This is a genomic window from Streptomyces sp. NPDC026417, from assembly GCF_055567695.1.
The window spans coordinates 34546-50885 of record NZ_JBVHPY010000032.1; the positions used below are offsets into that span (position 1 = coordinate 34546).

Here is a 16340-nt window from a genome sequence, read left to right on the forward strand (position 1 = left end):
CCGGCACAGGAGCCCTGTTGGTGCTCTGTCCTGCCGCACTCGACCTTCCGCACACCCTCGTCGAGTGGGTCACGATGCTCGTCGTTCACCCGTGAGGGTGACCGCAGGTGCGAACTCCCGCCGCACCAGCGCGCGCCCGTCGCGCTGGTGCACCTGCGCCATCACGACACCTGGCCCGGATCGCGGTCGGCTTCGGGATGTCCATCGACACCGCCCACGCCTACGTCGCCGCCATGACCGGTCCCGAAGCCGTCCTCACCCCTTGGGCGGCAACGCCGAGAATGCTCACTGGCCGCAGGTGCGGCAAGCGCGATCCGGACGCGTCTCCCAGACGGTATGTCCGGGTGCGATGCATGACTGTCGGCCAAGATCTTTACGCGGAGCCCGCCGGCTGCGATCATCCTCGTCACAGCGCGAGTCGACGTGGATGGGGGCAGGAACCTTGCGCAACTTGATCGTGAACCTCGTGGCGGTCATCGCCGTCTTCGCCCTGGCGCTGATAGCACTCGGCGGGGGCATGGGAGAAGTGGAGCTCGGCATCTGGGCCTTCGCCCAGCTGACTGCGATCACCTTCCTGATCATCCGTTACCGGCGGCAGAGGCGCCTCGGCTAGGGCCTGTCCGCTTGCCCATTCCGCCGGTCGATCGGATGTGTCTGCCGGGTTGATGATCACCGACAGGAGCCGGTGCGGGTGCCGGTGTGGAAGACGGCCACGACCGGTCGCGTGAGCCGGGCCGGCTCCGCCTCGTTCTCCTCGGCGTCGAGCCACAATTCCCCGTAGCCGAGGAGCCTGTCATCTTCGACGAGCACGTAAGCCCGTACGTCTTCGGGACGGGTGCATACGGGTCCTACCTGCGGTTCCCAGCTGACCTCCCGGTGGTGGGACGGCGGGGGGCTGTGTCTTCGTGTCCGGCGCTTCAATGCGAAGACCCCTCTTGCGGGCGGGCGGACGTTCGTCGAGCAAGTCGCAGGCCTGACGCGGCGGTACAGCCAGCGAACAGAACGAGTGTGCACGTTCCGCCCGACGAGGCGGCCGCCGTCTTCCTCGCCGGCGACCAAAGCAGCTTCGTCACCGGTACCGAACTCTCCGTCGACGGCGGCCTCGACCATCCCGATGGACAACCGGTCGCATCGCGATCGACGTCCCGGCCGCCGGCAGCCACCTGGGGCTGGCCCTCAACACCACCGAGCGCCAGGTGGCCGCCCTGGACCAGACAGCGCCCGCCACCGCCGCCCTCCGCGACTCCTCCCAGCGCAGCTGGGGCAACTACGGCGCCCGCTACTTGGTCGAGATCGCCCTGCGCAACCCGTCCTCGGGGCCCCGCACCGCACGGCTCGTCTTCGGCTCCAGCGTCACCGCTTCCACCGTCGTCCCCGGCAACACCTGGAATGGCGCGATGGCCGTCTCGGTCGACGGCGCGGCCTCCCAGCTCCAGACCGTCTACGTCCGCCCGACCGTCCCCCGCAACACCATAGGCACCTACACCCTCGCCACCGGAGCCACGCGCACAGTGAAGCTCGACTTCACGGTCCCCGGCCTCATCACAGCCGGCTCCCAGCTCCTCCTCGAGAGCGTATAGCGGCCGTGCCCGCGAGCCCCCGCGGACCGAGCGGGTCGGCGCCCCGGCACGCATGCGAGCGCGCGAGGCGGGCCCCGATCAGGTGACCCCGGCCAGCGCAACGAGCGAGGCCCCGGGCTGTCGATCGAGCTGCCGAAGGTCTCGATCGCTCTGCTCCGGGGCCTCGTTGGTCATCCGTCATGCCGCACTCGGCTGCCTCATGCGCTCGTGAACGGCACCGCTCCCGTGGCCCGTCCCCACTTCCAACTTCCCTGCCTGCGTACCTGCTTTCCTGCCTCCTCGTGCAACCCTTCGACGCCTTCGTGAGTCTCCTGTTTGCCGAACAGTGGATCAGTGGGTCATACATGGAACAACTTTGGGCAGGCTCCGACGGACCAGCACTTCATCGACCGGGTTGCCCCGGTCCCATCGCAGGATTCCAACGCATGGCCGAGTACAGGCGCATTCCCGGCCCCGCTCCCGACACGCGTCCACGTCCTTACCGCGAACGTCGCGGCAGCGCCCCTGACCGGGGGCTTTCACGCCGCGCCGGGGGCTCGGCCGGCGCGGCCCACTCCGTCACGACCGCACGGCGGAGGTCGAACGGGGAGGGCTGTGCGACGTTCTGGGCGAACGCCGGCTGCCGGGCTCGCCTCGGCGACCACCCATGGGGCGATCAGCACAGCAACGCCCGACTCGTCATCGGCAACAGCCCAGCGAAAGGCCCGTCCATGAAGCGAACGCTCACGTTGATCAGTGCACTGGCCGTCACCGCGCTGTCGCCGACCCCGGCGCACGCTGCGGTCAAGAAGGCCAAGCCTCCCCTCAGTTGCGAGTCCCGGACGTTCACCTCGACACCGGGTCCTCGCTTCAACGACCCGGAGAACCCCGACGCCCGGATGAACGTCATGGGCCCGATCATCGAGTCGATCAACAGCGCCAGTTGCGGGCAGACCATACGCGTCGCCATGTACTCAATCGGCGGCACGCAGCCGGGCCCGGACTTCGCCAACGCCCTGATCGCCGCGCATCAGCGCGGCGTCATCGTCAAGGCGCTGATGGACGTGCACAGCGACAACGCGATCTGGCAGTCATTGGTCACCGAGCTGGGCAACGATCCGCAAGCCTCCAGCTTCGCCGCGCTGTGCCCGGGCGGCTGCCTGACGCACTATTCCGGCTCCGCCCTGCACGCGAAGTTCTACATGTTCAGCGGCGGGAGCGACGCGAACAGGACCGTGACCGTCAGCAGCGCCAACCCCACGCCCGCCCAGGCCAATACCGCGTGGAACAGCAGCGCCACCGTCATGGGCAACGTCGACCTGTACAACTCCTACGTCCGCTACTTCACCGCCATGGCCAAGGGGGCGCTCAACGGTCCGGGCCCGCTGATGCCCGACTACTACAGCTCCACCGACGGCCAGGCGGCCAGGACACTGTCCCCGCCCTCCTACCAGTGGCCCAAAGCACGCTCCAAGAGCGACACCTGGGTCGACTTTCTGAACAACGTCAAGGCGCCGGCCACGATCAACATAGCCATGTTCGAATGGACCTCTCACGGGCAGCCGGGCGACCGGAACTATCTCGAACTGCCGAAGAAGCTGGTGAGCCTCGCACAGACCGGCGTCAAGATCCGCATACTCCTCACCGCCGGCCAGGTCGACAGCAGCGTGCAGAACTACCTGAAGGACCGGCCGAACATCTCCGTGCACGACACCAGCCGCGGAACCGACGCGAACGGCCACGCCCTGCACTACACGCACGACAAGTACATGACGGTCAGCGGCAGCTACGCGGGTGCGGTCAACTCCCAAATCGTGTTCGTCGGCTCCGCGAACTGGACGAGCAACGGCGTCTGGCACAACGACGAGTCGGACCTGAAGCTGGTCGGCCAGTCCAGCTATGACGCGTTCATGACGGACTGGCAGAACCAGTACGACCGCTGCTGCGGAACCGCAACGCTGAAGCTGGGCGCCGAGGAGCGCGCCGAGAACACGGCACGCGAGATTCCGATCGACCCGAAGCAGGTCAAGGAGTAGGCATTCCCCGCCGCTCGGTGACCCCTGTGGGTACCGCACGGTGAGTTCTTCGAACCGCACCTAGTAGTGCTTCGTTACGTCGGTGATCTTGCCTGGTGGTGGGCATCTTCCGCCGCCGTCACCGCCAGCCTCGCACTGCCCTGGAGCTCCGGCGTCGTTGAGGGCCACGTCAATCGAATCAAAATGATCAAGCGCCAGATGTACGGTCGGGCTGGCTTCGGCCTCCTGCGGATACGAGTCCTACTGGCCTCCTGACGGGCCCGTCACGAACTCTGCTGGCGTCGCTCCGCAGCCTGAGCAGGGGTGTCGTAGTAGCCAGGCCGCGCCAGCAGAACCGAGCTGAAGAAATAGCCCTGCTCTTCCTCTGGCTCGTCGTCCGCCGCGAACGGGCGCCAGAAGCTCAGGAGCAGGTCAGAGGCGACGAAGGACGCTGGATCGTCAGGGTCTGCCTCGATCGAGGTGTACTCGCCCATGCGTTGCACCAGCTCGCGGGCCGGGAGCGCGAACACGTCCAGGCCCCGGAAGACGACTCGGTCCGTCTGAGTCGACGGCCTCCCGAGCTCGATGGCTTCGAGCACGTCTCGCGTGCAGTGGATACTGATCATCAGTCCACTGGGACGGAAGACGTGCTGCCCCGGACGGTCGGACGCCGAGACCGCGGAGAGATCGCGGAGTGAGTCCAGCGCCGCGTTGGCCAATTGCCGAGTCATGCCGATCCGCAACGGGCCAACGCCGGTGGGTGGGGCGAGGTCAAAGTCCATGCGGGCATGATCCCAAACAGGTCTGTCAGCGAGTGACGAGGGGCCATCCAGTTCCATCGACACCAAACCGAGAGATCGCACCTTGATTCCTCACGCCTCGTCAAAGGCCTCGAGCAGGCGCTCGTACGCCAGTTTCGGCCGCAGGGCCGCGTCCCACGGCAGGGAATCTGCCGTGCGCGGAGGATAGATCTTGGTGTCGGCGGTGGAACCGTACCGGTCGGTGAATCCCCACGTGGAGAACGAGGTGCAGTTCGGCTCCTCCAGGCAGACCCGCAGCTTGCCCGCCATCTCATCTGCCTGGGTCTGCCGCCCGTCCTGCTCGTCCTCACCTATGGGGACGTCCATCTCCGACACCCGCGCCTGAACCCCGAGCTCCGCCAGATCCCGCACATGGCTGCGGAAGGTCTCCGGGTCGATGCGGTCGCCGGGTGCGTACTCATGGTTCTGGAAACCCACACCGTCGATCGGTACGCCGCGTTCCTTGAGTCGCCTGACCAGATCGTAAAGGGCGTCCCACCGCTCGCCTTCCTCCTCGATCCCGTACTCGTTGAGGAACAGCCGTGCCTTCGGATCGGCCCGGTGGGCGGCCCTGAACGCCTCGTCGACGTACTCCTCGCCCATGGCCTCGAACCACGGGTTCTGCTCGGAGCGCAGACCGAGATCTTCGTTGGTGTAGCTCTTCTCGTCGTCGGACATGGGCTCGTTGACCACATCCCATTCCGCGACCTTTCCCTTGAAGTGCCCGGCGACCATGGCGATGTGCCGGAGCATGGTCCGGCGCACCTCCTCGGGGTCGTCGTTCTCCCGCATCCAGTTGGGCAGAGCCTCGTGCCAGACGAGGGTGTGCGCGTGCACCTTCATGTCGTTTGCGCGGGCGAAGCGTACGAGTAGGTCCGCGTCGCGGAAGTCGTAGACGCCCCGGCGTGGGTGGAGGAACTGTGGCTTGAACGCGTTCTCCGGAGTGAGCATGGAGAACTGGCTCCCCGCGAGCGCCCGGTAGCGTGAGTCGGTGAGCAGCGGGTTCTCGGCCAGGGCGGCGCCGACGTCGAACGGCCGCCCCACGTCTGCGGCGCGTGCACGCAGCGAGTCGTCGGACTGCTCCTGGCGTAGCTGCGGCGCCTTGATCACGCGGAGCGAGTCACCGCTCTCTGCCCGCGCGATCAGCTGCGTCAGACGCCATCCCTCGCGGCGCTCGTCTTCGCCCGCGTCCGCCTCCAGACCGAACCAGACAGTGCCCTCGGCGAACACCCCCGGGTCCTGCACGGTTCCCAGCGGTCGCCCGTCCGCTTTTACGCGGAATGTGTCACCGATGCTCGACACGGCGAGCGTCACCGTCCCGGAGCAGCCGCAGTCGAACTCCTTGGAGGTGGCCGGCTCATCGCCCTCGCCGTCCCATATCTGTACCTTCACTTGTCCGTCAGCGGTCACGCCGACGCGGAGCGAGGGCCGCTCCTGCCGCCACTCGTCGTAGATGACCGGTACCCGTCCGTACAGCCGCAGCCATGAGTCGCCGTCATCGTCACCCACACCGGACATGCGCGCAGTGACGGTGAAGTCGCCATCGGACCTCAGGTGCGGGCCGGCCAGGTTCAGCGGGGGGTTGGGCTGACCGCCGGAGGAGTCCTGCTCCACGATGTGCCGATCCAATGCGCTGACCCGCAGGATGCCGTTCCCCGCGGTGGTGCCCGGCATCTGCGTCCAGTCGTGGTTCCGCAGCAGGTCTTCGCCGTTTCCGCCGCCCGCGCCTTCGCCCTGCCCCGTACACCCGGCCGCCACCGCCATGACGAGTACCACGGCGGTCAGTCGCTGCCACGTCCCCCCACCAAGGACCACGGTCCCTCCCCCTCTCTCTTGTCCGAGACGAGATCAACGTCTCGAAGCCGGGCCACAGTTCATCACGCATGAGGTACGGCGACCCTGTGTGGCGCGTCCCAGCTCGTAACTTGCTGGGCCGTCAGCGAGGGCGTGGAAGTGGTCGGGCGCGCTAGGGCCGACGACCAGGCGGGCCGCGGCGGCGAGGAAGGCTCGACCACGTCGTCTTCTGCGAGCTGGTGGCCGGACGGTTCGTACATCACGTCCCCACCGACGACGTCGACGAGTCGGCTGCGGATGGTGTGACTGCACTGGCGGCGAGTCGAGTGTTGCAGCGGTCGCCGGCCGTGAGTCGGTCGAGCAGGGGCTGTAGGGCGAGTTTGCCAGCCGGGGCCTGGAGGTCGGCTGCGGCTGCTGCGAGCCAGCCCGCTGCTCGACGGGTGTATGAGGTCGGGGCGTTGAGGGCTGACGCTGCAGAAGATTGCTGCGGCGCGGGCTTGGTCTTGGCGCAACCCGCATGCCCCGTCCGGCGCTCCCCCGGGGTCACCGTCTCTCCGGGCCCTGTTCAGCGCGTCGGGTGCGCCATTCCCGCGCGCTGCAGCCGAACTGCTCGCGGAACCAGCGGGAGAAGGCGCTCGGCGCGGAGAACCCGAGCAGACCGGAGATCTCCGTCAGCGAACGCCTGGGGTTGGGTACGAGCTGTTCCGCCAGTTGGCTGCGCGTCGCGTTGAGGACGGAGGAGAACGTCTGGCCCGAGGCTGCCAGGTGGCGGTGTACGGTCCGGCGGTCGACTCCCAAACTGCCGGCGACCTGCTCGATGGAACACCGGCCGGTCGGCAGCAGGACCTCGATCAGGTCCCGCACCCGGTCCAGCACGGTCGTGTCCCGCGAGGTCGCGATCGCGTCGAAGAACTGCCGTGCGTAGGCCCGCAGCATCGGATCCCCCAGGGGGTTGGGGGTGTGGAGGTCGCTGGCGTAGAAGACAATCCCGTCGAATTCGGCGTCGAATTCCACCACGGGACCGAACACGCGCTGGTGACTCCCGGAGTCCTTCGGCGCTCCGTGTGTGAGGCATACGGACAGTGCCTGCCACCGGGTGCCGAGGAAGGTGCGCAGCACTTGGTGGAAGGCGCCGACGGCGAGTTCCACGGACTGGCGGGTCGGTGTCGTCTCCCCCGGCTCCAGGTTCACCTTGAGTGTGGCCAGGCCGTTCACTTCGGACAGTCTGCTGTGCAGCAGTTCGTTGTACATGTGCTCATGGCGGACGAGGAGTTCGAGCGCGCTGCGGACGTTGGGTTCCTCGCGAATGACCAGGCTGATGGGCCCCAGGTTGGAGAAGCGGCGCCGCTCGGCGAGGAGCAGGCCGAAATCCTCCCGGCCGGCGGCCGCCGCCGACAGCTCGAGCAGCTGGATCACGGCCACGCCGGATATCCACCGGTCCTGGACCGCGAGGCCGGCGGGGTCCAGACCGACCCGCTTCATCAGGGCTCGCGGGTCGATGCCGAGTGACTGGCTCAGTTCTACGTAGCCGCTCAGGGCGGCGTTGCGGACGAGGGGTTTCATCATGGGCGCACTCCCCGGGGTGTGTCCCTGATTGATAAGTCAGACGTCACGTCACGTCAAGCATCGCGACACGGGCTGTCCTACTGTGGCACCACTCTCGATGGAGTGAATCCCTCGTAAATCCGGCGCCGGGACAGCGGGGGCGCAAGGCATCCGTGCCGCTCCATCGGACATCCGTCAGGCACTCGGAGGGGAGAAATGTGTCCGCGGTGCACACGAACGCGATGGAGGTACTGCGCCGGTCCTGCACGGGGCCGGCCGTCTGGAGCGGGGCGGACCTGGCCGACTCCGAGGAGTGGGTTCTGCGGCTGTCGCCCGGGCAGATCGAGGAGCTCGAGTCCGCGCTGTGCGCGGTCCGCGGGCGCGATCTCCCGCTGCTGAAGGTGGGGGCCGCCGACTTCCCGCTGCCGACCCTGGCCGGTGTGCTGGAACGCGTCGTCGACGTGCTGGAGAACGGCCGGGGGTTCGTCCTGATCCGACGCATCCCCGTCGAACGGTATGGCAGGGCGGCGGTGAGCACCCTGTTCTGGGGGCTCGGGCAGCACCTGGGCGTCCCGGTGTCGCAGAACGCGGCCGGTCACATGCTCGGTCACGTCCGTGACACCGGACGCACCCTGGCCGACCCGTCCACGCGTGGCTACCAGACGAGACAGGCGCTGCCTTTCCACACCGACGGGTCCGACGTGCTCGGGCTCTTGTGTCTGACTCCGCCCCGCGCCGGCGCGCGTATGTCCCTGGTGAGTGCCGGCGCGGTCCACAACGCCGTCCTGGCGCGCCGCCCCGATCTCGTCGAGCGGCTGTACCGCACCCACTACCTCGACCGCCGGGGTGAAAACGCCCCCGGCGAGCGCCCCTACCACGCAGTCCCCCTCGCCACCTGGCACGGAGGGAAGCTCAGCATGCGCTACCACCGCCGCTACCTGGAGTCGGCCCAGCGCAGCTCCGGGGTCCCGCGTCTGGAGCGGGCCGACGTGGAGCTGTTCGACCTCGTCGACGAGGCGGCAGGCTCCCCGCGGCACCGCCTGGACCTCGACCTCGGGCCCGGCGACCTGCTGCTGGTCAACAACTACGCGGTCCTGCACTCCCGCACGCAGTACGAGGACTTCGCCGAGCCCGAACGCAAGCGCCACCTGTTGCGGCTCTGGCTGACCCTGCGTCAGGGACGCGACTTCCCTTCGCACTTCTGGGGTGACCTCCCGCACGCCGGGGACGGCTCCGGCCGTGGCGGGGTCACCCCCCGCGACCTGGCCTCGATCCCCGGCTCCGGCGACACCGGCGGCTCCTGCCGTCTCCCCACCACCCACCCCTCGGGTCCCGACGGAACGGACGACGAATGAACAACCTCGCGGCAGCCCTGGCGGAATCGGCCAGGGTTCACGGCGACCGGATCGCCGTACGCCAGGACGACACAGTCCTCACCTACGCCCAGCTGGACGACGCCGCCGCACGCGTCGCCACCCTCCTGCGGGAGCGGGGTGTCCAGCCTGGTGATCGCGTCGCGCTGGTCATGCCCAACGTCACTCTCTTCCCGGTCGCCTACTACGGCATCCTGCGGGCCGGCTGTGTCGTCGTCCCGATGAATCCGCTGCTCAAGTCCCGCGAAGTGGCCCACACCCTGGGGGACTCCGGCTCCCGGATCGTTCTGGCGGCTCCCCTCTTCGCGGCGGAGGTGGCGAAGGCCGCAGCCGGGACCGGGGTGGAGTGCCTGGTCACCGATGCGAAGTTCGAGGCCTTGATCCGGGCGACCGAGCCCATGGCCGAGGTCGTCGGACGGGGCGGTGGCGACACTGCCGTCATCCTCTACACCTCCGGGACGACAGGCACCCCGAAGGGCGCCGAGCTCACCCACCGCAACCTGTCGACCAACGCGGTCACGACGGTGGAGACGCTGATCCGGGTCGGGCCGGACGACGTCCTGTTCGGCGGACTGCCGCTGTTCCACGCTTTCGGGCAGACCTGCGCCCTCAACGCCGCCGTCGTCGCCGGCGCCACCTTGACCCTGCTGCCACGGTTCGAGCCGGCCGCGGCGCTGCGGGTCCTGCACCGGGACCGGGTGACCGTCTTCCTCGGCGTCCCCACCATGTACACGGCCCTGCTCAACGCCGCCGGGGTGCCGGAGGACCACGACCTGTCCCGGCTGCGTCTCGCCGTGTCCGGTGGTGCCTCCTTGCCGGTGGAGGTGCTGCACGGTTTCGAACGGGAATTCGGTGTCACGGTGCTGGAGGGCTACGGGCTGTCGGAGACCTCGCCGGTCGCCGTGTTCAACCCCCCGGACCGCCCCCGCAAGGCCGGCTCGATCGGGGTGCCCATCCGCGGGGTCGAGGCCCGGCTCGTCGCGGACGACGGCACCGACGTGGGCCCGGGCGAGGTCGGAGAGATCGCGATCCGCGGGGAGAACGTGATGAAGGGGTACCGCAACCGCCCGGAAGCGACCGCGGAGGCCGTCCGCGACGGCTGGTTCCACACCGGTGACCTCGCCCGCGTCGACGAGGACGGCTACTACTTCATCGTCGACCGCAAGAAGGACCTCGTCATCCGCGGCGGCTACAACGTCTACCCGCGCGAGATCGAGGAGGTCCTCTACGAGCATCCGGCCGTCGCCGAGGCCGCCGTGGTCGGTGTGCCGCACGACATCCACGGCGAGGAGATCGCGGCCGTGGTGGCTCTCAGGGACGGCGCGGAGGCCACCGCCGAGGAGATCCGGCACTTCGTCAGGGAACGGGTGGCCGCCTACAAGTATCCGCGGATCGTCACCTTCACCGACGCGCTCCCCAAGGGCGCCACCGGCAAGATCCTCAAGCGCGAGATCGTCGTCGCGGAGCAGGCGGCCCCGGGGCACGGCGGCGGACGAGAGTCGCACTCGTGAGGAAGCAGCGGGACGCCCGGGGGCCCCGGTCCAGCCCGGACCGCGGCCCCCGGCCGGACGACCCCGCCGCGACCGGGGCGGTCGCCGCCCGGCCGGTGCGCGGGTCCTGGATACCCGGGCTTGCCGTGGCCCTGGTCGTCGCGGTGGTGGCCACGGTGGGGGGCGAACGGCTTCCCGTCCTCGGCGGTCCGGTGACCGCCGTGGTCCTCGGCGTCCTGGTCGCCGCCGTCCGCAGACCGGCCCCCCGCCTCACGCCCGGCCTGCGCCTGGCCGGCAAACCCGTCCTCCAGGCCGGGGTCGCCCTGCTCGGCGCGCAACTGTCGCTCTCCCAGGTGCTCCACGTGGGCGGCAGCTCCCTCCCGGTCATGCTCGGCTCCCTGGCCGCCTGTCTGCTCGCCGCCCGGGTCATCGGACGCCGGCTCGGTGTCGGCGGCGATCTGCGCACCCTCATCGGGGCGGGCACCGGCATATGCGGCGCGTCGGCGATCGCCGCGGTCACCCCGGTCATCGGTGCCGCGAGCGCGGAGGTCGCCTACGCCATCTCGACGATCTTCCTCTTCAACATCGCCGCGGTCGTCGTCTTCCCCCTGATCGGCCACGTCCTCGGCATGGATCCCCAGGTCTTCGGCCTGTTCGCCGGAACCGCCGTCAACGACATGTCGTCCGTGGTGGCCGTCGCCACCGCCTTCGGTCCCGGCGCGGTCGACAACGCGGTGGTCGTCAAGCTGACCCGCACCCTGATGATCATCCCGGTCTGTCTGGGCCTGGCGTTCCTGGCCGGACGCACCCGCTCCGCCCCCTCCGCGCCGGTGCGGCCGGCCGGATTGGTGCCCTGGTTCCTCGTGGCCTTCCTGCTGGCGGCCGCGGCGAACAGCGCCGGTATCGTCCCCGCCCCGGTGCATCCGGGCCTCAAGGAGCTGTCCGTCTTCCTCATCACCGTCGCGTTGTCCGCCGTCGGGCTGTCCACCGACCTCACGGCCCTGCGCCGCACCGGCCCCCGCCCCCTGCTGCTGGGCGCCTGCCTGTGGGTGGTCGTCTCCTCCTCCAGCCTGGCCCTCCAATACGTCTTCGGCGGCGGCCTGTCATAGCGGCCCCGCCGAGACGGATCCGGCTGCCGGCACCCCGGCCCACGCCCCCACCGGGAGGGCCGGGTCTCCGGGGTGCCGGCGGCACGCTCGTGGCGGGAGACCGACGCCGCTCGCCCGGACTTCCGCGCCTGGCTGCGGACGCCGGCCGCACGCGTCGGGGACCTGCAGCACTTCGGCCGGACCGCATCACCGGCCACCGCGCCTGGACCTGGTTCGACTCCGGCGAGCTGACCCGCGCCTCCTGCTTCATCGGCATGACGCCGGTTCCCCTGCGCCTCGGGGAACCGGCCCTCGTCGAGAGGGAACCCGGCGCAGGACCGGTGGGTCGCGAGAGGGGCCGGCAGGAGCCGGCAGGACTGGGGAGATACTGAACGGGACGCCCGGCACGCCGCCCGCCCGCGGGGGTGCCGGTGCTGCGCATCGCCGCGGACTGGAACGTCTGTCCCCCCCGCCCCCGCGGACGACTCCGTCGGCACTCCGGGGATCCATAGGTTCCCGTCGGGTGTCGACCCGAGCGCGCTTCCTGGCCACCAGCCGGCGACGACGAAGACGCCTCGGCCCATGGGTATGGACCGAGGCGTCTTCGTCGTCCGCGTGAGGGTGCGGCTCACCCGCCCGTCGCGGAACGGCCGGCGAACTCGGCGAACCACGCCAGCATTTCGGGGTGCGTGACGGCGCCCGCGCTGCTCACCTCGTCGACGCGGGCCCCCTGGAGGATGCGCTTGACGGGCACCTCCAGCTTCTTCCCGGTCAGGGTGCGGGGCACGGCGGCGATCGGCAGGATGATGTCGGGCACGTGGCGGGGGGACAGCCGGTGCCGGATGGCGGCCGCGATGCGCTCGCGGACCGCTTCGTCCAGATCGGTTCCCCCGGCCGGGACCACGAACAGGGGCATGAAGTAGCCGCCGTCCGGGCGTTCCACACCGACGACGAGGCTGTCCGCGACTTCGGGGAGCTGTTCGACGACCGCGTAGAGGTCGGCGGAGCCCATGCGCACGCCCATGCGGTTGAGCGTGGAGTCCGACCGGCCGGAGACGACGACCGACAGGTCGTGATGGACGGTGACCCAGTCGCCGTGCCGCCAGACACCCGGGTACGTGTCGAAGTAGCTGTCCCGGTAGCGCGCTCCGTCGGGGTCGCCGACGAAGTGGAGCGGCATGGACGGCAGGGGCGCAGTCAGCACCATCTCGCCCTGCTCCCCCGTCAGCGGCCGCCCCTCGGGGTCCCAGGCGGCCAGCGCGACGCCGAGCGCGGGGCACGGGATACGGGCCACCCGCACGGGCAGCAGCGGGGAGTGGCCCGCCAGCACGGAGCACACGTCGGTCCCGCCGCAGATCGACTGGAGCCGGACACCGGGCGCGAGCCGGTCGTGGACCCAGCGCCAGGTGCCGGGCGGCAGCGACGAGCCGGTCTGGAGGATGGAGCGCAGAGCCCCGAGACCGAGTTCGACCGCCGGGGCCCCGCCCGCCTTCTCCCCGGCGGCGAGGTAGGCGGCCCCCACCCCGACCATCGTGGCTCCGGTCCGCTCGGCGACCCGCCAGGCTCCGTGGACGTCGGGGAACGTGGGGCTGCCGTCGTAGAGGATGACGGTGCTGCCGTGCAGCAGTCCGCCGACCAGGAAGTTCCAGACCATCCAGCTGGTGGACGTGACGAACAGGTAGCGGTCCTCGGCGCGCAGGTCGGCGCCCAGGCCGAGGGCCTTCAGCAGTTCCACGACGATGCCGCCGTGGCCTTGGACGATCCCCTTGGGCACCCCGGTGGTCCCCGACGACCACAGGATCCACAGGGGGTGGTCGAAGGGTACGTCGGCGAACTCCAGCGGCCCCTCTGCGGCCGGCAGCGCGGACCAGGAGTGCTGCCGTACGTCGGTCCGCGGCGCCCACGGCTCGTCCGGCGCGGGGAAGAGGTGGCCGACCGCGAGAACGTGCCGTACGGAGGGCAGCCCCTCCACCAGCTCGGCGACGACCGGGCGTTTGTCGTATCGCTTGCCGCCGTGGCGGTAGCCGTCCGCCGCCACCAGTACGGCCGGCCGTGCCTGCCGCAGCCGGGCGAGGACGCTGGGCATGCCGAAGTCCGGGGAGCACACCGTCCACACCGCGCCGAGGGAGGCCGTGGCCAGCAGCGCGACGACGGTCTGCGGCAGGTTGGGAAGCCAGCCGGCCACGCAGTCGCCGGGCCCCACGCCCATCCGGCGCAGCGCCGCGGCGACGTCCGCGACCTGCCGGCGCAGTTCCTCCCAGGAGGTCTCCACGGGGGTCCCGTCCTCGTCCACGAAGACCAGGGCCGGGCGGTCGTGGGCGGCGTGCGCGAAGCACCGTTCGGCGAAGTTCAGCCGGGCGCCGGTGAACCACCTGGCGCCCGGCATGGAGGCGTCCGCCAGCACCTCGTCATAGCCGGACACGGCGTCCAGGCCGTAGAACTCCCATACGGCGGACCAGAAGCCGGGCAGGTCGGTGGAGCTCCATCGCCAGAGCTCGGCGTAGTCGCAAAAGTGCAGCTCCCGATGGGTGGCGAGCCACCGCAGGAAGGACGCGACATTGGAGTCCTGCGTCTCACGGCGACCGGGGGACCAGAGGAGGTCGGGGTCGGTGTCGGTGTTCATCGATGCCTTTCCAGGAGTCGCCGGCCGGGGGCCGGTGGCTCAGCCGTGACCGGGGGCGGGGGCGGGGTCCAGTTCGCGGAGCAGCTCTTCCGCCTCCGGCCACGGGCCGTAGCCGGAGGCGGGGTTGAGGTGCCCCACGGCTCCCAGCTCCACGAACCCGCTCTTCCAGGCCAGGGCCAGCGCACGGACGCAGTCCAGGCCGCCCAGTGGGTCGTCGGAACTGGCCGCGACGATGCTGGGGAAGGGCAGCGCCGACCGAGGGACCGGTGTCCAGCCGTTCCCGGCCAGCACATCGGGGGCGGGATAGCCCTCCGGGAGCGGAGTGTCGAAGTCCGGCGGGGTGACCAGCAGCGCGCCCCGGACGTCGGCCCGGTGCTCTTGGGCCCAGTGCACGGTGGTGATCACGCCGGCGCTGTGGGCGATGAGGACGACGGGCCCGGCGAGCCGCGAGACCACCTCGTCCAGCGCGGCCACGCGGGCCGTGCGGCTGAGTCCGTCATGTGTCAGCGGCGGCACCGTGCGGACGGTGCGGCCCGCCTCGGCCAGCCGGCCGGCGAGCAGGGTCTGCCAGTGCCCCTCCACGTGGTCGCGCAGACCCGGGACGATCACGATCGCCGGGGTTGTGGTGCGGGTCATGAGGACGCCTCCGTTCGCGTGCGCTCCGCCCCGGACGGCCCGGACTGTCCGGTGATGCGGAGCAGATCCCGCTCGTAGTGGTGCCGGCCGACCACGAAGGCCACGGTGGCGCCGAGTGCGACGAGTGGGACGAGCCGGAGTGCGTCGAGCAGGCTCGTCCGGTCGGCGAGCATGCCCGTGACCGCGGGGCCGGGAGCCAGGCCGAGCAGGCTGTTGGCCAGGGTGAGGGTGGCGAACGCCGTGGCGGCGATGGCCGCCGGGGTCAGGTTCGCCACCATGGCGGCGGCCGGGCCGGCCGTGCCGGCCGACAGCACCGCTCCCGCCGCCAGCGTCATGATCTGGAGCGAGCCGGTGGGGAGGTGGAAGGCGGTCAGCAGCAGGACCATCGAGCCGAGGCTGCAGACGATCGCGACAGACCACTTCCTGACCGGCCGCCCTTTGCTGATCCGGTCCGAGACGATCCCGCCGCCGATCATCCCCACGCCGATGACCAGGGCGAAGACCCCGGCGGCGGCGCCGGCCTGCGCCGTGGGCAGATGGTAGTAGCGGTCGAAGTAGCTGGGCAGCCAGGCGATGAGGGAGCCCGCGATGAACAGCTGGAGTCCGCTGCCGACGTACGCGCCGACCACCGAGGCGGAGGAGAACAGTCGCGGCAGGAGCGCCCGCAGATGCTCGCGCGGGGCGGTGGCCGCGCCGTCGACGGTGTCCGCCTGTGGCCGGGCGTCGGTGGCCGCCCCGCCGCCTGCCGCCTTCCTCGTGTCCGCGTCTGTCTCCGCGCGCGGCCGCAGCCGCTTCTCGGTGACCACGATGCCGTAGCACGCGGCGAGCAGGAGGCCGAAGACGCCCATCACGCCGAACGCCCAGCGCCAGCCGAACGCCTCGGCCACCGCGCCGCCGATCGCGACGCCGAGGACGGAGCCGAAGGCGCCGCCCGCGATGAAGGCGCCGGAGAGGGTGGCCCTGAGCGCGGGCGGGAAGACGCTCAGGACCACCGCGATCCCGACGCTGCCGTAGGCCGCCTCGCCGATGCCGACGAAGATCCGGCCGGTCATCATCTCGCCATAGCCCGCGGACACCGCGCATCCCAGCGTCGCCAGGCTCCACACGGTGGCGGCGATCAGCAGGGTCCGAACCCTGCCCCAGCGGTCCGCCAGCAAGGACAACGGGAACGCCAGCACGCCGACCGCCAGCGCCACGACCCCGCTGAGCGATCCCAGCTCCGCGTCGGACAGCAGCCATTGGGCCTTCAGCATGGGAAAGACGGCGTTCAGGACCTGCCGTGACATGTAGTCGGACAGCAGCAGGCCGAAACTCAAGGCGAAAACGGCCCAGGCATAACGCCGGGACACCGGCCAGACGGGCGGGGGGGCCGTCTCGGGCGGGGACTGCTCAGTGGTGGAAAACGCCATTGTCATCA

13 protein-coding genes and 1 pseudogene are annotated in these 16340 nt (G+C 70.3%); 7 read left to right on the forward strand and 7 right to left on the reverse strand.

What is annotated here, in order from left to right; all coding sequences use genetic code 11:
• Positions 1-17: 17 nt before the first annotated feature.
• A pseudogene (locus tag ACZ4NT_RS34635) lies at positions 18-263 on the forward strand (helix-turn-helix domain-containing protein); the annotation flags it as partial.
• A gap of 179 nt (positions 264-442) precedes the next feature.
• On the forward strand, positions 443-613 hold the full coding sequence (locus ACZ4NT_RS34640) for a hypothetical protein (RefSeq protein ID WP_183117201.1): 171 nt from the start codon (positions 443-445) through the stop codon (positions 611-613).
• A 56-nt stretch (positions 614-669) separates the two neighbouring features.
• Here the strand turns inward: ACZ4NT_RS34640 and ACZ4NT_RS34645 are convergent, their stop codons facing one another.
• Positions 670-810: a hypothetical protein gene (locus ACZ4NT_RS34645; RefSeq protein WP_183117134.1), complete on the reverse strand. Its 141-nt coding sequence runs from the start codon at positions 808-810 to the stop codon at positions 670-672.
• 326 nt (positions 811-1136) lie between these two features.
• Between ACZ4NT_RS34645 and ACZ4NT_RS34650 the strand changes: the two genes are divergently transcribed.
• Together ACZ4NT_RS34650 and ACZ4NT_RS34655 are read left to right on the forward strand one after the other, a co-directional pair.
• Positions 1137-1580 (forward strand): DUF3370 family protein, encoded by a 444-nt coding sequence (locus tag ACZ4NT_RS34650; protein ID WP_467729149.1) that lies wholly within the window; start codon positions 1137-1139, stop codon positions 1578-1580.
• A 710-nt stretch (positions 1581-2290) separates the two neighbouring features.
• A complete protein-coding gene (locus ACZ4NT_RS34655) occupies positions 2291-3595 on the forward strand; it encodes a phospholipase D-like domain-containing protein (RefSeq protein WP_467729115.1) in 1305 nt (434 codons plus the stop codon).
• A 263-nt stretch (positions 3596-3858) separates the two neighbouring features.
• Here the strand turns inward: ACZ4NT_RS34655 and ACZ4NT_RS34660 are convergent, their stop codons facing one another.
• From ACZ4NT_RS34660 to ACZ4NT_RS34670, 3 genes are all read right to left on the reverse strand, one after another.
• Complete coding sequence (locus tag ACZ4NT_RS34660; protein WP_467729117.1) at positions 3859-4356, reverse strand: hypothetical protein; 498 nt, start codon at positions 4354-4356, stop codon at positions 3859-3861.
• Between the two features lie 90 nt (positions 4357-4446).
• On the reverse strand, positions 4447-6189 hold the full coding sequence (locus ACZ4NT_RS34665; RefSeq protein WP_467729119.1) for an endo-1,4-beta-xylanase: 1743 nt from the start codon (positions 6187-6189) through the stop codon (positions 4447-4449).
• Between the two features lie 522 nt (positions 6190-6711).
• Positions 6712-7734 (reverse strand): AraC family transcriptional regulator, encoded by a 1023-nt coding sequence (locus ACZ4NT_RS34670; protein WP_467729121.1) that lies wholly within the window; start codon positions 7732-7734, stop codon positions 6712-6714.
• A 197-nt stretch (positions 7735-7931) separates the two neighbouring features.
• Between ACZ4NT_RS34670 and ACZ4NT_RS34675 the strand changes: the two genes are divergently transcribed.
• Genes ACZ4NT_RS34675 through ACZ4NT_RS34685 form a run of 3 tightly spaced genes read left to right on the forward strand, consistent with a single transcriptional unit; the run spans position 7932 to position 11685 of the window.
• Positions 7932-9068, forward strand: coding sequence for a TauD/TfdA family dioxygenase (locus ACZ4NT_RS34675; RefSeq protein ID WP_467729123.1), 1137 nt, complete (start codon positions 7932-7934; stop codon positions 9066-9068).
• Positions 9065-10597 (forward strand): long-chain-fatty-acid--CoA ligase, encoded by a 1533-nt coding sequence (locus ACZ4NT_RS34680; RefSeq protein WP_467729125.1) that lies wholly within the window; start codon positions 9065-9067, stop codon positions 10595-10597. The genes ACZ4NT_RS34675 and ACZ4NT_RS34680 overlap by 4 nt, the downstream gene beginning before the upstream one ends.
• On the forward strand, positions 10594-11685 hold the full coding sequence (locus ACZ4NT_RS34685) for a YeiH family protein (RefSeq protein WP_467729127.1): 1092 nt from the start codon (positions 10594-10596) through the stop codon (positions 11683-11685). The genes ACZ4NT_RS34680 and ACZ4NT_RS34685 overlap by 4 nt, the downstream gene beginning before the upstream one ends.
• Before the next feature lie 607 nt (positions 11686-12292).
• On the opposite strand, the gene ACZ4NT_RS34690 is transcribed toward ACZ4NT_RS34685, so the two are convergent.
• The 3 genes from ACZ4NT_RS34690 to ACZ4NT_RS34700 are packed head-to-tail and all read right to left on the reverse strand — an operon-like array spanning position 12293 to position 16332.
• A complete protein-coding gene (locus tag ACZ4NT_RS34690; RefSeq protein WP_467729129.1) occupies positions 12293-14287 on the reverse strand; it encodes an acetoacetate--CoA ligase in 1995 nt (664 codons plus the stop codon).
• Positions 14288-14326: 39 nt separating this feature from the next.
• On the reverse strand, positions 14327-14923 hold the full coding sequence (locus tag ACZ4NT_RS34695) for an alpha/beta fold hydrolase (protein WP_121407682.1): 597 nt from the start codon (positions 14921-14923) through the stop codon (positions 14327-14329).
• Positions 14920-16332 carry an MFS transporter gene (locus ACZ4NT_RS34700; protein ID WP_467729132.1) on the reverse strand — a complete coding sequence of 471 codons (1413 nt, stop codon included), beginning with the start codon at positions 16330-16332 and terminating at the stop codon, positions 14920-14922. Before ACZ4NT_RS34700 ends, ACZ4NT_RS34695 begins: the two co-directional genes overlap by 4 nt.
• Positions 16333-16340: the final 8 nt, after the last annotated feature.

Excerpts from the sequence above, each read along its gene's own strand:
- ACZ4NT_RS34655 (WP_467729115.1), top strand. The coding sequence starts at position 2,291 with ATGAAGCGAACGCTCACGTTGATCAGTGCACTGGCCGTCACCGCGCTG.
- ACZ4NT_RS34660 (WP_467729117.1), bottom strand. The coding sequence starts at position 4,356 with ATGGACTTTGACCTCGCCCCACCCACCGGCGTTGGCCCGTTGCGGATC.
- ACZ4NT_RS34670 (WP_467729121.1), bottom strand. The coding sequence starts at position 7,734 with ATGATGAAACCCCTCGTCCGCAACGCCGCCCTGAGCGGCTACGTAGAA.
- ACZ4NT_RS34680 (WP_467729125.1), top strand. The coding sequence starts at position 9,065 with ATGAACAACCTCGCGGCAGCCCTGGCGGAATCGGCCAGGGTTCACGGC.
- ACZ4NT_RS34690 (WP_467729129.1), bottom strand. The coding sequence starts at position 14,287 with ATGAACACCGACACCGACCCCGACCTCCTCTGGTCCCCCGGTCGCCGT.
- ACZ4NT_RS34695 (WP_121407682.1), bottom strand. The coding sequence starts at position 14,923 with ATGACCCGCACCACAACCCCGGCGATCGTGATCGTCCCGGGTCTGCGC.
- ACZ4NT_RS34700 (WP_467729132.1), bottom strand. The coding sequence starts at position 16,332 with ATGGCGTTTTCCACCACTGAGCAGTCCCCGCCCGAGACGGCCCCCCCG.